The organism is Sphingorhabdus pulchriflava, assembly GCF_003367235.1.
Lineage (GTDB): Bacteria > Pseudomonadota > Alphaproteobacteria > Sphingomonadales > Sphingomonadaceae > Sphingorhabdus_B > Sphingorhabdus_B pulchriflava.
In genome coordinates, this window is the sequence record NZ_QRGP01000003.1 from 71,581 (window position 1) to 88,118 (window position 16,538).

Consider the following 16,538-nt stretch of genomic DNA (forward strand, 5'->3'; position numbering starts at 1 on the left):
GCCCGATCGCTGGCTTTATCCAGCCTCTCTGCCAATATCATCAAGGTTTTTTACGCCCTCTGCTTGACCCCTGCGCAGCAAAGAACATAATATGAACAAATGCGAGTCGGCGATTCTCCTCTTTGCGCCCCCAAGGGCAGCAATGGCTTGTTCCGAGTAGAGGTGCGGCAGGCACTTCATAGCCCGCAGCGGGGTTCACGCCGCTGGGCCTGCGGGGTGGCATCGCTCGATACCGCACTGGCGGGGGGTGTGGTTTATGGGCGGGTGCATGAGCTTTATGCCGCGCAAGACGAGGATGCAGCGGCGGTGGCAGGTTTTGCCCTCGCGCTGTTGGTGGCAATGGCTGACGGTGAGGGTCGCACCGCGCTCTGGCTGCGCTCGCGCCGTGCGGTGCGACAGGCGGGCGTGGTGCAGGCCAATGGCTGGATGGACCTTGGCGGACGGCCCGAGGACTGCCTGTTTGCGATGATTGCTGATGCGAAAGAGCTGCTCAAGGCAGCGGTCGATGCTTTGCGCAGCGGGGCACTGGGCGCGGTCGTTGTTGAAATGCATGGGAACCTGTCCGAGCTGGACCTGACCGCGAGCCGCCGCCTTGCGCTTGCCGCTGAGAAATCGGGGACGACGCTTTTCCTGCTGCGTAGCGGGGCGGAGCCGGTGCCGAGTGCGGCTGAGACGCGCTGGCAGGTGGCAGCGGCGCCCTCACGCGCGCTTCCCGCCAACGCTCCCGGCGCGCCTGTTTTCGTTATCGAATTGTTGCGCCAGCGTTCGGGGCCATCGGGCCTCAGCTGGCAGTTGGAGTGGAACCGTGACCGACGCATCTTCACCGAAGCGGCATCTGGCGATCTGGTTTCCGTACCTCGCCGCGGATCGCCTGCGGCAGCAGGAGCCGGACCGGTGCGTTTCGGCCAGCGCGCCGCCTGACGCGGCACTGGTCTTTGTCGCCAAACAGAAAAATGCGCTGCGACTGGCAGCGGTGGATGCGGCTGGGCAAGCATTGGGGCTGGCCCCCGGAATGGCGCTTGCCGATGCGCGGGTGCGCGTCCCTGGCCTGATCGCGGTCGAGACCGACGCTGCGGCGGACCGGCATTGGCTCGATCTTCTCGCGCGTTCGTGCACGCGTTTCTCGCCGCATGTCGTGCCGCACCCGCCTGATGCCATCGCCATCGACATTAGCGGGTGCGAGCATTTGTGGGGCGGGGAGGCGGGGCTGGCCGAGGCAGTCGCCGAGCATGTCGAGCAGCGTGGGATGACGGCGCGCATTGCCTGTGCCGCCACGGCGGAGGCCGCGCTCGCACTCGCCCGTTATGCCCGGCTATCGGTGGTGGAAGAGACCAAGGCCATCCGTGCGCTGCCGGTCGCCGCACTGGGCCTTGATGACGAAGCGACGCTGGGGCTGGTGCGCGCGGGGCTGAAAAGCGTTGGGGCGGTGGCGGCGCGACCTAGGGCGGCGCTGGCGGCGCGTTTCGGGATCGAGGCAGTGCGTGCGCTCGAACGGCTGTTGGGGGAGGAACATCGCCCCGGCGCTCCGCTCCGCCATCAGGCCCCCTTGCGGTTCGAGCGCCGCTTTGCGGAGCCGGTCGCGCATGAACGGGCAGTGGTGGCGGCCTTTGGTGATTTGCTGGCGGAGGGTGCGCGCGTGCTGGAGGAGCGCGGGCTGGGTGGTCGCCGCTTCCGGCTGACGCTCGATCGCAGCGACGGTGCGAAGCGGCGGCTTACAATCGAAACCGGCGCGCCGACGCGCGATGCCGCGTTGGTGCTGCGGCTGTTTGATGAACGGATTGCGTCGCTGGCCGACCCGCTCGATCCGGGCTTTGGTTATGACCGGCTGATGCTCCACATCCCGCTGGCGGAACCGCTTGCTGCCACCCAGCCTGCGCTGGACGGAGCGGAGAAGGTAGATGGTCGGCTAGCCGAGCTGGTCGACCGGCTGAGCACGCGACTTGGCCCGGGGGCTATTCGGCGACTGATACCAAACGACAGCCATATCCCCGAACAGGCGCAACTCGCACTGCCCGCTATCCAATGCCCCGCGCCCATGCGCTGGCCCACCCCGCGCGCGGGCGAGCCGCCGCTGCGTCCGCTCTTCCTCTTCGATCCGCCGCAGTTGGTCGAGGTGGTCGCCGAGGTTCCAGACGGCCCGCCGCACCGCTTCCGCTGGAAACGCAAATTGCACGAGGTGCGGCTTTATGAAGGGCCCGAGCGGATCGCTGGTGAATGGTGGAAGAAGAAGGGTGGTGAGCAGGCCGGACACGGTGGTCTGACCCGCGACTATTACCGCATCGAGGATGCGCGCGGCCGCCGTTACTGGCTATTCCGCCACGGCCTGTATGAGGACAAGACGCAGCCCAAATGGTATATGCATGGGCTGTTTGCATGAGCGTGGATTTCGCCGAACTGGTCGCTGCGAGCAATTACAGCTTCCTGCGCGGGGCCTCGCATCCGGCGGACATGGTGTGGCGCGCGGCGCTGCTGGGGATGAACGGTATCGGCATTGCCGATCGCAACAGCGTTGCCGGCGTCGTCCGCGCACATGTCGCTTGGCGTGAGGTGCGCGCACAGATGCCCGATTTCCGGCTGGTGGTGGGGGCGCGACTGGTCTTTGCCGATGATACACCGGATATCGTCGCTTACCCAATGACCCGTCATGGTTGGGGGCGGCTGACCCGACTGCTCACGCTCGGCAACCGGCGCGCGGTGAAGGGGGATTGCACTTTATATTTTGAAGATCTGTTGGAATATGCAGATGAGATTGCATTTATCGCCCTTCCTCTTTGTGTCTCTGCGCCTTTGCGTGAATTCGATAAAAATTCTCACGCAAAGGCGCAAAGGCGCGAAGAAGAATGCCTGCGGCAGTTGAAGACGAGAGCACCCCATGTCTGGCTTGGTGCCACCATGCCGCGGGCTGGGGCCGATGCACGCAAGCTGGCCGAGCTGGCAGATTTGGGCAGGGAAACGGGCATCCCCCTGATCGCCACCAACGACGTGCTTTACGCAACGCCGGACAGCCGCGCACTCCACGATATCGTCACCTGCATCCGTGAGAGCACAACCATCCAAAGCGCAGGCAGACGGCTCCTCGCCAATGCCGAGCGACACCTGAAACCGCCCGAGGAAATGGCGCGCTTGTTCCGCAAATATCCGGGGGCCATCGCTGCAACGCAGGATTTGCTGTCGCGCATCACCTTCACCCTCGACGACCTCAAATATGAATATCCGCACGAGCCGGTCCCGCCCCGATGGGAACCGCAGGACTGGCTAGAGCATATGGTGATGGAGGCCGCAGAGCAGCGTTTCCCCGAAGGCCTGCCCGCCCTCTGGCGTAAGACCATCGAAGACGAATTCCGCCTGATCCGCGCCAAGGGCTATGCCTATTATTTCCTCACCGTGCACGATGTGGTGCGCCATGCGCGCAGCCTTGATCCACCGATCCTCTGTCAGGGGCGGGGGAGCGCGGCCAATTCGGTGGTCTGCTACCTGCTCGGCATCACGCCGGTCGATCCGGTCGCGAACAAGCTGCTCTTCACGCGCTTCCTTTCCGAAGAACGCAACGAGCCGCCCGATATCGATGTCGATTTCGAACATGAGCGGCGCGAGGAGGTGATGCAATATATCTATAATCGCTATGGTCGCGAACGTGCGGGGATTGCCGCAACGGTGATCCACTACCGCCCGCGTAGCACTATCCGCGAGGTGGGTAAGGCGCTGGGGCTGACCGAGGATGTGACGGCGCGGCTCGCGAGCACCATCTGGGGCAGTTGGGGTGGCGATGTGCCCGAGGCGCGGGTGACCGAAGCGGGGTTCGATCCGACCAATCCCGAAATCGCACGCCTCAAAAATCTGGTCGACCAGTTGCTCGAATTCCCCCGGCATCTGTCACAGCATGTCGGCGGTTTCGTGTTGACCGAGGGACGGCTGGACGAACTGGTGCCGATCCACAACGCCGCGATGCCCGATCGCACCTTCATCGAATGGGACAAGGACGATATTGACGCTCTAGGGCTGATGAAGGTCGATGTGTTGGCGCTGGGGATGCTGACCTGCATCCGGAAAAGCTTTGATTTGCTGAGTGCCAACAGTCTTGGCGATTATAATCTGGCGACCATCCCTACCGAATGCCCTGAAGTCTACGCCATGCTGCAAAAGGGCGACAGCATCGGGACATTCCAGGTCGAAAGCCGCGCGCAGATCAACATGCTGCCGCGGATGAAGCCCAAATGCCTGTACGACCTTGTCATTCAGGTGGCGATTGTGCGGCCGGGGCCGATCCAGGGCGGGATGGTGCATCCTTATCTGCGCCGCCGTAACAAGGAGGAGGCAGTTGAATATCCCTCCCCCGCGCCGCCGCACGATCCGGACGAGCTGCGCGACGTGCTTGAAAAGACATTGGGCGTGCCGCTGTTTCAGGAGCAGGCGATGAAGCTTGCCATTGTCGCCGCCAATTTCACCCCGGCGCAGGCTGATGGTTTGCGGCGCGCAATGGCGACCTTCCGCAATGTCGGCACGATGCACCGCTATGAGGAGATGCTGGTCGAGGGCATGGTCGCGCGCGGCTACACCCGCGACTTTGCCGAGCGCTGTTTCGGCCAGATCAAGGGCTTTGGCGAATATGGCTTCCCCGAAAGCCATGCGCAGGCCTTTGGCTGGCTGGCCTATGTGTCGAGCTGGCTCAAATGCCACCACCCTGCGGTGTTCACCTGCGCGCTTTTGAACTCGCAGCCCATGGGCTTTTACGCCCCGGCGCAACTGGTGCGTGATGCGCAGGAACATGGTGTCGAGGTGCGCCCGGTCGATGTGAATGTGAGTGGATGGGATAATGGGGTTGAGATGGCAGGAGGGGAACGGCTGGCCCTGCGCCTCGGTTTCCGCCAGATCGACGGCTTCCGTCAGGCTTGGGGAGAGGCGATCGAGGCTGCACGCACATCCGGGCCATTTGCTTCGATCGAGGATCTGGCCCGCCGCGCCGCGCTCCCCCCTGCCGCTTTGCGCAAGCTGGCCGATGCCGATGCCTTTGGGTCATTGGGTAAGGGTCGGCGCGATGCGCTGTGGGAGGCGCGGCGGACCCCGACTGACCAACTGCCGCTCTTCGCCTTTGCCGATGCCGCGGAGCTGGGTGCGGAGCCTGATGCGCAGCTGCCTGCCATGCCGCTATCGGAGGAGGTGGTCGCCGATTACCAGATGCTGCGGCTGTCGCTGAAGGCGCATCCGATGCAGTTCCTGCGCGATCGCTTCTCGCGCGAAGGCGTGCTGAGCTGCGCCGATACCAATGTCGCGCCCGATGGCCGAAAGGTGGCCTGCGCAGGCATCATCCTCATCCGTCAGCGGCCGGGTAAGGGCAATGCCGTCTTCATCACGATCGAGGACGAGACCGGCGTGGTCAACGCGCTGCTCTGGGCACGCGACATGGAGAAACAGCGGCGTGCGGTGATGGCATCGCGGCTGATGCGGATCGAAGGCGTCATCCAGCGTAGCAAGGAAAATGTCGTCCACCTGATGGCCGGCCGCATCATCGACTGTACCGACCGGCTTGACCATCTCTCCGAAAGCCACCGCGCCGATCCGCAATTGGCGCGCGCCGACGAGGTCGCCCGCCCGCAAGCGCCGCGCGCATCATCCCCCCGCGCACCGGGGCGCAGCGCCGGGCATCCGCGTAATGTGCGGATATTGCCCAAGTCGCGCGATTTTCACTGAGGGCGCATGCCCTCAGCCCATTTGTGCAGCGAATGTATCCCGCAATTCGCGACGCAGAAACTTCCCGCTCGCATTGCGGGGCAGCGGCTCGTCGACAAACCAGACAAAGCGAGGGAGCTTGTGCTTGGCTATATGTTTGGCCATTTCCTCACGCAGGGAATCGGCGTCAAGCATTTCTCCCGATTTCAGGAATATGGCCGCGGCCACTTCTTCACCCATGCGATCATCGGGAACGCCGAAAACGCTGCACTCAGCGACAGCCGGATGACGATAGATGGCCGCCTCAACCTCGACGCAATAAACATTCTCGCCGCCGCGCAGCACCATGTCTTTCTTGCGGTCGACAATATAGATGAAGCCGTCCTCGTCCATCCGCGCGATGTCGCCGGTGTGCAACCAACCATCGGTGATCGATTCGGCAGTCGCATCGGGGCGGTTGATATAACCCTTGATCACGGCGGCACCGCGCACCCACAATTCGCCCGTCTGGCCGAGCGGTACTTCATTGCCGTCATCGTCGACGCATTTGGCTTCATAGACAGGCATCGCAGGACCCGCGCTGTCGGGGCGATCAACATAGAAATCGCCACCCAGCGAGGTGATGATCCCGCAGGTTTCGGTCATGCCATAGCCGGTGGTCGGTCGCGCAGTTTCGACTGCTTCGTCAATTTTCAATACCTGGTCTGGCGGAACCTGCGCCCCACCGCCCGACAGGGCCAGCAGGCTGGAAGTGTCGGTATTGGGGAAATCGGGATGGGTTATCAGCTCGCGCGCCATGATCGGTACGCCGCTCATCCCGGTCACCCGTTCGCGTTCGATGATCTTCAACGCGTCGCCCGCATCCCAGCGGTACATCAACACCATCGCGCCACCGGCGGCGGTGACACCATAGGCCGCGCAATTGTTTGCCGTGACGTGGAAGAGCGGGGTCGTCACCAAAGTCACCGGGACGGGCGGGGTTGCCGGAGGTGCGACGCCGGTCGCCCGTTCAACCGCGAGCGCGGATGAGGCGGCGGCGTAGAGCATGTTGAACAGGTTCGCGACACAGCCTCGGTGCGTCAGTTGTGCGCCTTTCGGAAAACCGGTGGTGCCCGAGGTATAGAAAATGCAGGCATCCGATTCGGAGTCGACCGTGACTGCGGGCATTTCGCCACCATGTGCGATCACTTCGGACCAGGGCGTGATATCCGGTTCCGTCTTATCGAGCCGCACGCCGACCAGTTTCACGCTTCCGGCGAGTTCCGGCTTTTCGCGAAAGCGCGTCAGTCGTTCGGCATCCAGGAACAGGATCTTGGGTTCTGAATCCTTGAGTGCAAAGGCCATTTCCTCGGTCGTCCACCAGGCGTTCATGCCGACGGCGGTGACGCCGCTTGCGACGCAAGCCCAGTAAATCAGCATCCATTCGGGATAGTTGCGCATCGCGATCGCCACGCGATCACCCGGCTGCACCCCCTGTTCGGCCATCCACGCCGCCACGGCATTCACCTGCGCGTGCGCCTCGGCATAGGTCATCCGCTCATCTTGGTAGATGAGGTAGGGGCGTTCGGCGAACACCACCGTCGACAGCCATACCTCGCGGACGCTAGGCGGAGCATTTTTGTAAGTGCGGATGCGGTTGCCTAGAATATCGGCTTCGACGATTTCAAACGGGCCACCGGGGCCCGTCAACTCATCGCGCACCTGGCGCAGCTCGGAATAATACATGCCTCTCCTCACATTCTTCTCAAGGGAGGGCATAAAGGCGAACGCGCCGAGCGCAAGCCCCGATTTAATCAGGTGATTAATCAGAAGTCGACGGCGATGCCTTTCAACTCCCAATCGCCATAGCGCACCGGGTCAGGGCGATCCTCGTCGGGGAGCGGCTTGTGCTCCACCGCTTTGGGTTCGGGCACAGGCGGGCTTTTCGACAGATAGGCTGGTGGTTTCACATGCGGCGGGCGCTTGCCCATGGGGAGGCTCCTGAAGACATTCTTGAAAGCAGAACAACGTCCCCCCACATTGGGCCTCATACGGAGGATATCAAGATGAATATGCTCAAGACAACAATGTTGCTCGCGGCGCTGACGGCGCTGTTCATGGCGCTTGGCTATACGCTGGGTGGCTCGGGTGGCGCGGTTATTTCGCTGCTGGTCGCGGCGGGGATGAACCTGTTCACCTATTGGAATGCCGACAAGATCGTCCTCAAAATGCACAATGCGCGTGAGGTTGATGCGCAGAGCGAACCCAACTTCTACGGGCTGGTCGCCAATCTCGCACGCCGCGCCAATATGCCGATGCCGCGCGTCTATATTGTGGACAACCCCAATCCCAATGCCTTTGCAACCGGGCGCAATCCGGAAAATGCCGCGGTGGCTGCAACCACTGGCCTGCTGTCGATGCTTAGCCGCGACGAGGTGGAAGGCGTGATGGCGCACGAGCTGGCGCATGTGAAAAACCGTGACACACTCATCATGACGATGGTAGCGACGATTGCCGGCGCACTGTCGATGCTTGCCAATTTCGGGCTGTTCTTTCGTGATAGCGAGCGAAACGGTTTGGCGACCTTGCTCGCTGTGCTGATTGCCCCCTTTGCCGCGATGATCGTGCAATTGGCGATCAGCCGCACGCGCGAATATGGTGCTGACCGCACAGGCGCCGAGATGTCAGGTAAGCCGCTTGCGCTTGCTGCCGCCCTTGCCAAAATATCGGGTGCGGCACAGGCGATCCCCAATCCGGTGAGCGAGCGCAACCCTTCGGCAGCGCAGCTTTACATCGTACCGACGCACATATCCGAGATGTTCTCGACCCATCCGGCAACCGAGAACCGGATTGCCGAGCTGGAGGCTTTGGCGGAGCAAATGGGTTCGGGCCCCCGCCGCAGCGCGCTCGATCCCTTGAGCCGCGGCTGATCACAAGCGGATTGTAGTCGCCCCGCCACGCGCCTAAAGCCCGGCGATGAACACCCGCCCAACCACCGCCACCGGCCTTGCAGCGCGCCGCACTGCGTTGCGGATGCTCGACACCTGCCTGCGCACCGGCCAACCACTTGATCAGGCAGCGAGTGCCATGGCCAAAGGACTGGAGCCTTCGGACCGGGCGCTGGCGATTGCGATTGCGCAGGAAGTGCTGCGCTGGCTCCCAGACCTCGATCTGCTGATCGACAGCCAGACCCGCCTGCCATTGGCGGAGGATGCCAAGGCGCGGATGGTGCTGCGGATGGCGCTAGCGCAGATGCTTCGGCTGGGTACGCCGCCGCACGCTGCGATCTCGACCGCCCTGCCGCTGCTCGACAAAGGACCAAGACGGTTGGTGCATGGTGTCTTGGGCTCTCTTTGGCGACTGCAACCCAAGCTGGCCGACGCCCCCAGCCTGACCCATCCGGTGGCCGATCGATGGAAAGCGGTATGGGGCGCGGAGATGGTCGAGGCGGCGCGTATTGCCTTGGCCGAGCCGCCTGCGCTGGATCTGGTTCTGGCTGATCCGTCGCAGACCGGCAAATGGGCTGAAGAACTCGAAGGTACCAGCCTCGCACCGGGCCATATCCGGCTGGCGCGTGGTTCGGCGATCGAGATGCTGCCCGGCTATGCCGATGGCGCATGGTGGGTGCAGGATCTGGCGTCTAGTCTACCGGCGCGTTTGCTGGGGCAAGGCAACCATCGAACGATAGTTGATCTGTGCGCTGCCCCGGGTGGCAAGACGATGCAGTTGGCCAGCCAGGGTTGGAATGTAACCGCGCTCGACAAGTCGGCGAAGCGGATGGAGCGGCTGTCGGCCAATCTGGAGCGCACCGGGCTGACGGCGAAATCCAACATTGGCGATGTACTGACTTGGGAGCCCGAGGCGCCATTCGACGCTGTGCTGCTCGACGCGCCCTGCACCGCGACAGGTACCTTCCGCCGCCATCCCGATGTGCTCCACCGGATTGGTCCGAAGCAGATTGCCGAACTGGTAGAACTGCAAGCTGCGATGCTTGATAAGGCGGCGGCCATGATCAAACCCGGCGGCACATTGGTCTATGCGACCTGTTCGCTCGAACCCGAAGAAGGCGAGCAGCAGGCCGACGCCTTCCTCGCGCGGCACAGCCATTTTGCCAAAGCAAAAATCGACACCGCCCTTCTACCCGAAGGCATCACGCCGACAGACGGCTATATCCGCACGCTGCCCGGCATGCTCGCCGACAAGGGCGGGCTCGACGGCTTCTTCATTGCCTCCTTCATACGCGCGCAATAAGGTTGGGCGATGCGAGCGCCTACCCTCACCACCGACCGTTTAATCCTCGCGCCCATAAGCCTCGACCATTGGGAAGCCTATGCCGCCGCATGGGCCGATCCGGCGATGACCGAGTTTATCGGTGGCAAACCGCGCACCCGCACAGAAAGCTGGGGCAAGTTCCTGGCCGCCGCCGCGCTGTGGCAGTTTATGGGCTATGGCTATTGGTCATTCCTCGATCGGGCGAGCGGAAAATTTCTCGGCAATGGCGGGCTCTCATGGTTTGAACGCGGGGTAGCGGGGTTGGAGGGTGTGCCCGAAGCCGGCTGGGCGTTCATTCCTGAAGCATGGGGCCAGGGGCTTGCCACCGAAGCGATGGCGGCGGCGCTTGCATGGGCCGACGAAGAACTTAAGGCCCCCGATATCCGCTGCATCATTGATCCCGGAAATCAGGCTTCGAGACGGGTTGCGGAAAAGCTGGGTTTCCGCTTTCTGGAGGTCACCGACGAACCGATGGGTCGCATTGAGCTGTTTTCGCGACAACGTGGTGGATAAAGCGGTGGATTAGTTGTGCATGAAGGGGTGCTTGCCTTGCCCCTGCGGCGCAGTATCGCTAAGCGCCAGCCATGAACGCTCCTATCCGTATTGCGCCTTCGATCCTCTCCGCCGATTTCGCGCGTCTGGGTGAAGAGGTGCGCGCCATCGACGAGGCCGGTTGCGACTGGATCCATGTCGACGTGATGGACGGCCATTTCGTCCCCAATATCACCATCGGCCCCGCCGTCGTGAAGGCGCTACGCCCGCATAGCGCGAAGCCATTCGATGTCCATCTGATGATCTCGCCGGTCGACCAGTTTGTGAAAGATTTCGCAGACGCAGGCGCGGACATTATCTCCTTCCATCCGGAGGCCGGACCGCACCCCCACCGAACGGTGCAGTTGATCAAATCACTCGGCAAGCAGGCGGGCATTGTGCTCAACCCGCACACGCCTGCGAAGATGCTCGATTATCTGATCGAGGATATTGACCTTGTGCTGGTGATGAGCGTCAATCCGGGCTTTGGCGGGCAAAGCTTTATTTCAAGCCAGCTGCGCAAGATTGAAGCGATCCGAAAGATGATTGAAAAGACCGGCAAGGATATCCGGCTTGAGGTTGACGGCGGCATCACCGTTGAAACCGCACCGCTCGCGATATCGGCTGGGGCGGATACGCTGGTCGCCGGCACTGCGACCTTCAAGGGCGGGCCAAGCGCCTATGCCGCCAATATTGCGGCCTTGAGGGGGTAATGGCCGAAGCTGACCTTCCGGACGATACAGCAGGCGGCAACGCGCTTGTGGTGCGCCCGGCAGGCAGGTTGGAAAATCTCACTGCCCGCGTTTCGCTGATGCTCTACCAGCTCAGCTGGCGGACCCCACTCCACAAGATGCGGATCACCGGCAAGCTGCCAATGAAGTTGCTCGCAGTGCCTGCTGATCCGCTTCCTGGAGACGAAGGGCGCGGCACGGCCATCAGGATTGGCAAATTCCACTTCATGGGAATGGAGCAGTCGATCGATGCGATCGATTATGACAAGCCGACCCTTCCACCGGCCTTTGCCGATTATGTCCACCGTTTCGACTGGCTGCGCGATCTGACAGCGGCAGTCAATCGCGGCGAAGGCGCACCACTGGCCGCGTCGATTGCCGAAAAATGGCTGGCTGCCAATGGAGACCGCCCGCGCATGCCCGCGTGGCGGATCGACAATAGCGCCTGGCGTTTCCTCAACATGGCGAGCGCCGCACCCTATCTGCTTTCAAGCACGGATTTGATCTACCGCTCGAAGATCCTGAACCATTTTGCGCGCACCGCCCGGCATCTTGACCAGTCAGCGGTCCGCGCGACCAAGCCGTTTGACAAGGTGTGCGGCTGGGCCGGGGTTGTGGCCGCGTCGCTCTTGCTACCCGAGGGCAAGGCGCGCCGGGCGATGGGCGAACACAGCCTTGAAGTGGCGCTCCGCGAACTGGTTTACCCTGATGGTGGCCTATTGTCGCGCGCGCCGCAGCAACTGATGGAACTGATCGCGTTGCTGTCGATGCTGCGGCAATCTTATATCGCCCGGCACGAGGCTGTTCCCGATTTCCTCACCGATACGCTTAGTCGCAATGTTCCGGCTCTATTGGGGCTGACGCACGCCGATGGCGGGCTGGGCGCTTGGCAGGGTTGCGGACATATCGGGGCAGAGCGGATCGAGGCTTTGGTAAAGGCCAGCTGTGTGCGCGCACGCCCACTGCGACAGGCGCTCGACTGGGGGTATCAGCGGGTCAGTGCTGGACCTTCGGTGTTGCTCGTCGATGCCGGACCGCCGCCGCATGCCAAGCAAGCACTGGTCGGCTGTGCTTCGACTTTGGCGTTCGAGCTCAGTTTCGGCAAGCAGCGTGTCATCGTCAATTGCGGCGGTGCAGGGCTTGTCGGTGCCAATATTCCCGCCTCATTGTCGCGCGGTTTGCGCACCACCGCAGCGCACTCGACACTATGTGTCGATGACAGCAATTCGACCGCCTTGCTTGCAAATGGGCAATTGGGGCGAGGAGTGATTGAGGTTGGTCTCGAGCGTCGCGACATTGACAAGGCGACGCGGATTGAGGCCAATCATGATGGCTATTCGAAAGCCTATGGTTTTGTGCATAACCGTGTGCTCATCCTGCGCTCCGACGGGCTCGAGCTGCGCGGCGAAGATACGCTGCTGCCGCATGAGAAGCATAAGGGGCGCGAAGAGGTAGGCGCGCATCTGCGCTTTCATCTCGGGCCTGACATTGAATTGTTGCTTGCCGAAGATAGGCGCAGCGTTGTGATGCGGCTCGATGATGGCAGCAGCTGGTCCTTTGTGACGACGCTAGGCACGATTGAGGTCGATGACAGTATCTGGGTGGATGAAAATGGCCGGCCAAATCCCACCCGCCAGCTCGTGATTGGCGTCAATGCGCCAAAGGGCGGCATGACCATTGGCTGGGCCCTCAAGTTTCTGGGATAAACAAAATGAGCGATGTGAAGATCAAACGGGCACTGCTTTCGGTGTCGGACAAAAGCGGGCTGGTTGAATTGGGCCATGCACTTGCCAAGCGCGATGTCGAGCTGGTGTCGACCGGCGGCACAGCAAAGACGCTGCGCGATGCCGGTTTGAAGGTGAAGGACATTAGCGAGCTGACAGGCTTTCCCGAAATGATGGATGGCCGCGTCAAGACGCTGCACCCCAAGGTGCATGGCGGGCTGCTTGCGGTCCGCGACAATGCCGAGCATGCCGCCGCGATGAAGGAACATGGCATCGGTGCGATCGACCTGGTCGTGGTCAACCTCTACCCCTTTGCGCAGACAGTCGCCAAAGGTGCGAGCCGTGACGAGATTATCGAGAATATCGATATTGGCGGCCCGTCGATGGTGCGCAGTGCGGCGAAGAACCACGCTTATGTCACGATTGTCACCGACCCCGCCGATTATGACGATCTGATCGCCGAAATGGAGGAATCGGGCGGCAAGACCAGCTATGATTTCCGCCGCAAATGTGCGGCGAAGGCCTATTCGGCGACCGCTGCCTATGACAGCATGATCAGCCAGTGGTTCGCCTTTGCCGATCAGCAGCAATTCTTCCCCGACATGCTTGCGATCAACGGCAATCGTGCCGAAGAGCTGCGTTACGGCGAGAACCCGCACCAACGCGCGGCGCTGTATGTCCCAGTAGGTCCGCACGGGTCGGGGATCGCGCAGGCGGAGCAAATCCAGGGCAAGGAACTTTCCTATAACAATTATAACGATGCCGACGCCGCGCTCGAGCTGGTCAGCGAGTTTCGCGACGGGCCGCCGACGGTTGTTATCGTCAAGCATGCCAATCCGTGCGGCGTTGCCACTGGTGATACGCTGATTGAGGCCTATCGCGCTGCGCTCGAATGCGACAGTGTTTCCGCCTTTGGCGGGATTGTTGCGGTCAACCGGCCTCTCGATGGTGCGACGGCAGAGGCAATTACCGAGATCTTCACTGAGGTCGTCGCCGCTCCTGCTGCTGACGATGCGGCAAAGGCCGTATTCGCAAAGAAGAAGAATTTGCGCCTGCTACTGACCGGCGACCTTCCCGATCCGAAACGTGGCGGCCTGATGGTGAAACCGATTACCGGCGGCTTGCTGGTGCAATCACGCGACAATGGCTTCGTGCCCGATAGCGATTTCAAGGTGGTGACCAAGCGGGCGCCAACAGCACAGGAACTCGCCGACTGCCGCTTTGCCTGGACGGTTGCTAAGCATGTGAAATCAAACGCGATCGTTTATGCCAAGGATGGTGCGACGGCAGGGATTGGCGCCGGGCAGATGAACCGCCGCGACAGCGCGCGTATCGCCGCGATTAAGGCGCAGGAAGCTGCTGAGACCTACGGCTGGGCACAGCCGCGGACCATTGGTTCGGCGGTCGCATCCGACGCTTTCTTCCCCTTTGCCGACGGCCTTTTGGCAGCGGCGGAAGCAGGGGCCACAGCGGTTATCCAGCCGGGTGGCTCGATGCGCGACGAAGAAGTCATCGCCGCAGCTGACGAAGCAGGGCTGGCGATGGTCTTCACCGGGATGCGGCATTTCAGGCATTGAGGCTGTCTCCCCTCTCTCATTGGGAGAGGGTTGCGCAGACTTGCAAGCTTGCTTGCTAGTCGCAGCTAGGTGAGGGGATATGCCCTGTCGACAGGATAAAACCCCTCACCAACTCCGCCTAGGCGCTATGCGCCAAGGCTTCATATCCTCCCCAACGGGAGAGGAATTTACTTACCGCGCCCGCTTCACCGCAGTCTTGAACTTGCCCACACCCGACGGTTTGGGGCCATAGTTGCGGGGGCGGTCACCGTCGCGACCTTGCGAGGCAGCGCTAATCGGTGGCCCACCGCGCTTGTGGTTGGGGCGGTTGTCGGCGCGGGGCGCACGCTGGTCGTCACGACGTTCGCTGTTACGATCATCGCGGACCGGGATTTCATCGCGGCCATAACCGTCGCGGCTCATCAACGGGCTGCCATGGGCCGGACGCGCACGACCTGAACCTTGACGACCGCCGGGGCGGCCTTGCCCCTGACGCTCGGCGCCGGGGCGACCGCCTGCACGGCGCGGCTGTTCTTCGCGCTTGGCGACAACCGGCTTGGGCATTTCTGCAACCAGCTGGCGGAAACCTTCGGGAAGGCCAACCTGCATCAAGCGAACCTTGGTCAGCCGCTCGATATCCTTCAGATAACCGCGCTCGTCATCGCTGACAAAACTGACCGCGATGCCATCGGCGCCGGCACGCGCGGTGCGGCCGATGCGGTGGACATATTGGTCGGGCACATTGGGCAGCTCGTAATTGAACACATGGCTGACGCCGGGCACATCGATACCGCGTGCGGCGATATCGGTTGCGACCAGCACCTTGAGATGCCCGTGGCGGAAGCCCTGCATCGCTGCCGTACGCTGACCCTGGCTCTTGTTGCCATGGATAGCGGCTGCCTTGATACCCGCTCCCGCCAGATGGCGGACTACACGGTCGGCACCATGTTTGGTGCGGGTGAAGACGAGCGCACGCTCGACTGCCTCATCCTTAAGGCGATAGTTGAGCAGGGCCTGCTTCTCACCCTGGGTGACGAAGGTGACGAATTGATCGACGCGTTCCGCAGTCGTCGCCGCCGGCGTCACCGAGACGCGCACGGGGTTGTTGAGGAAACGGTTACCCAGCTCGGCAATCGCCTTGGGCATGGTGGCCGAAAAGAACAAGCTCTGCCGCTTTTTGGGGAGCATCAGGTCGATGCGCTTCAGCGCGTGGATGAAGCCCAGGTCCATCATCTGGTCGGCTTCGTCGAGCACGAAGATTTCAACGTCCTTCAGGCTCAGCGCGCGCTGCTCGATCAGGTCTAGCAGACGGCCCGGTGTGGCAACTAGAATGTCGGTGCCGGCCTGCAGCTTCTTCTTCTGTGTGAAAATCGGCATGCCGCCGAACACGCAGTTGACGGTGAGGCCCAGGAACTTGCCATAGTCGCGGAACTTTTCCGCAATCTGCGCGGCGAGTTCGCGGGTCGGCGAAAGCACCAGCATCCGGCAGCCATAAGGCACGCGCGGTTTGATGTTGGTGGCGAAATGGTGAAGTGATGGCAGCGCGAAGGCAGCGGTCTTGCCGGTGCCGGTCTGCGCGATGCCGCACAGGTCGCGACCTTCCAGCAACGGCGGGATCGCCTGCATCTGGATCGGGGTCGGGGTATCATATCCCGAAGCGGCAAGGGCCTTCAGGAGGGGTTGGGCAAGGCCCAGTTCTTCAAAAAAAGACATAATAAACTTTCAAACATGCATGATGCAGCTCGCGCGGCCTTAGGGCAACGCGCGGCGCACAAGCGGGTTTAAGGGTAAGCGAAACGCCGACCCCTTGGAAACCACCCCGCGTGAATTGGGAAGCCTCTTGGCTGCGCGCATCTCTCGATCGACGGAGCTTTTGAACAAGCTCTCACGCTGTCGATACTGCGGCGGTTATCTCCGCTCGCCTCATGCGCTTGGGGGCCATATGGGCTTGGCGCGTCGAAAAAGCAAGAAAATTACGCGCCGCGGCAATTTTCACTTTTCGAGCGCGTGCAATGTGCCTCGTTAACTTTTCATTATCCAATTTCGTTCAGAGATTTCCCCGAAAGCACATATTCGCT

General features: G+C 62.0%; 12 protein-coding genes. 9 read left to right on the top strand and 3 right to left on the bottom strand.

Going from position 1 to position 16,538, the window contains the following annotated elements:
• Positions 1-99 precede the first annotated feature (99 nt).
• The 3 genes from DXH95_RS16015 to DXH95_RS14455 are packed head-to-tail and all read left to right on the top strand — an operon-like array spanning position 100 to position 5,688.
• A complete protein-coding gene (locus DXH95_RS16015) occupies positions 100-921 on the top strand; it encodes an ImuA family protein (protein WP_147291754.1) in 822 nt (273 codons plus the stop codon).
• On the top strand, positions 806-2,377 hold the full coding sequence (locus DXH95_RS14450) for a Y-family DNA polymerase (protein WP_115550267.1): 1,572 nt from the start codon (positions 806-808) through the stop codon (positions 2,375-2,377). The genes DXH95_RS16015 and DXH95_RS14450 overlap by 116 nt, the downstream gene beginning before the upstream one ends.
• Positions 2,374-5,688 carry an error-prone DNA polymerase gene (locus DXH95_RS14455; RefSeq protein WP_115550268.1) on the top strand — a complete coding sequence of 1,105 codons (3,315 nt, stop codon included), beginning with the start codon at positions 2,374-2,376 and terminating at the stop codon, positions 5,686-5,688. The genes DXH95_RS14450 and DXH95_RS14455 overlap by 4 nt, the downstream gene beginning before the upstream one ends.
• 12 nt (positions 5,689-5,700) lie before the next feature.
• Here DXH95_RS14455 and DXH95_RS14460 read toward each other — a convergent pair whose 3' ends face one another.
• Together DXH95_RS14460 and DXH95_RS14465 are read right to left on the bottom strand one after the other, a co-directional pair.
• Positions 5,701-7,392: a class I adenylate-forming enzyme family protein gene (locus DXH95_RS14460; protein ID WP_115550269.1), complete on the bottom strand. Its 1,692-nt coding sequence runs from the start codon at positions 7,390-7,392 to the stop codon at positions 5,701-5,703.
• Between the two features lie 80 nt (positions 7,393-7,472).
• Positions 7,473-7,637, bottom strand: a complete 165-nt coding sequence (locus DXH95_RS14465) for a DUF1674 domain-containing protein (protein WP_115550270.1) — start codon at positions 7,635-7,637, stop codon at positions 7,473-7,475.
• Positions 7,638-7,712: 75 nt separating this feature from the next.
• Between DXH95_RS14465 and htpX the strand changes: the two genes are divergently transcribed.
• The 6 genes from htpX to purH all read left to right on the top strand — a co-directional run bounded on the left by htpX (position 7,713) and on the right by purH (position 14,481).
• The gene (htpX, locus tag DXH95_RS14470; RefSeq protein WP_115550271.1) at positions 7,713-8,576 is read left to right on the top strand and encodes a zinc metalloprotease HtpX; all 864 of its coding nucleotides are present in this window, start codon (positions 7,713-7,715) and stop codon (positions 8,574-8,576) included.
• Between the two features lie 46 nt (positions 8,577-8,622).
• The gene (locus DXH95_RS14475; protein WP_115550272.1) at positions 8,623-9,897 is read left to right on the top strand and encodes an RsmB/NOP family class I SAM-dependent RNA methyltransferase; all 1,275 of its coding nucleotides are present in this window, start codon (positions 8,623-8,625) and stop codon (positions 9,895-9,897) included.
• A 9-nt stretch (positions 9,898-9,906) separates the two neighbouring features.
• Positions 9,907-10,431, top strand: coding sequence for a GNAT family N-acetyltransferase (locus DXH95_RS14480; protein WP_115550273.1), 525 nt, complete (start codon positions 9,907-9,909; stop codon positions 10,429-10,431).
• A gap of 71 nt (positions 10,432-10,502) precedes the next feature.
• Entirely contained in the window at positions 10,503-11,162 is a 660-nt protein-coding gene (rpe, locus tag DXH95_RS14485) for a ribulose-phosphate 3-epimerase (RefSeq protein WP_115550274.1), read from the top strand.
• Positions 11,162-12,886 (top strand): heparinase II/III family protein, encoded by a 1,725-nt coding sequence (locus DXH95_RS14490; RefSeq protein WP_115550275.1) that lies wholly within the window; start codon positions 11,162-11,164, stop codon positions 12,884-12,886. The genes rpe and DXH95_RS14490 overlap by 1 nt, the downstream gene beginning before the upstream one ends.
• A gap of 5 nt (positions 12,887-12,891) precedes the next feature.
• Positions 12,892-14,481 (top strand): bifunctional phosphoribosylaminoimidazolecarboxamide formyltransferase/IMP cyclohydrolase, encoded by a 1,590-nt coding sequence (gene purH, locus DXH95_RS14495; RefSeq protein WP_115550276.1) that lies wholly within the window; start codon positions 12,892-12,894, stop codon positions 14,479-14,481.
• Positions 14,482-14,652: 171 nt separating this feature from the next.
• On the opposite strand, the gene DXH95_RS14500 is transcribed toward purH, so the two are convergent.
• On the bottom strand, positions 14,653-16,173 hold the full coding sequence (locus tag DXH95_RS14500; protein ID WP_115550277.1) for a DEAD/DEAH box helicase: 1,521 nt from the start codon (positions 16,171-16,173) through the stop codon (positions 14,653-14,655).
• Positions 16,174-16,538 lie beyond the last annotated feature (365 nt).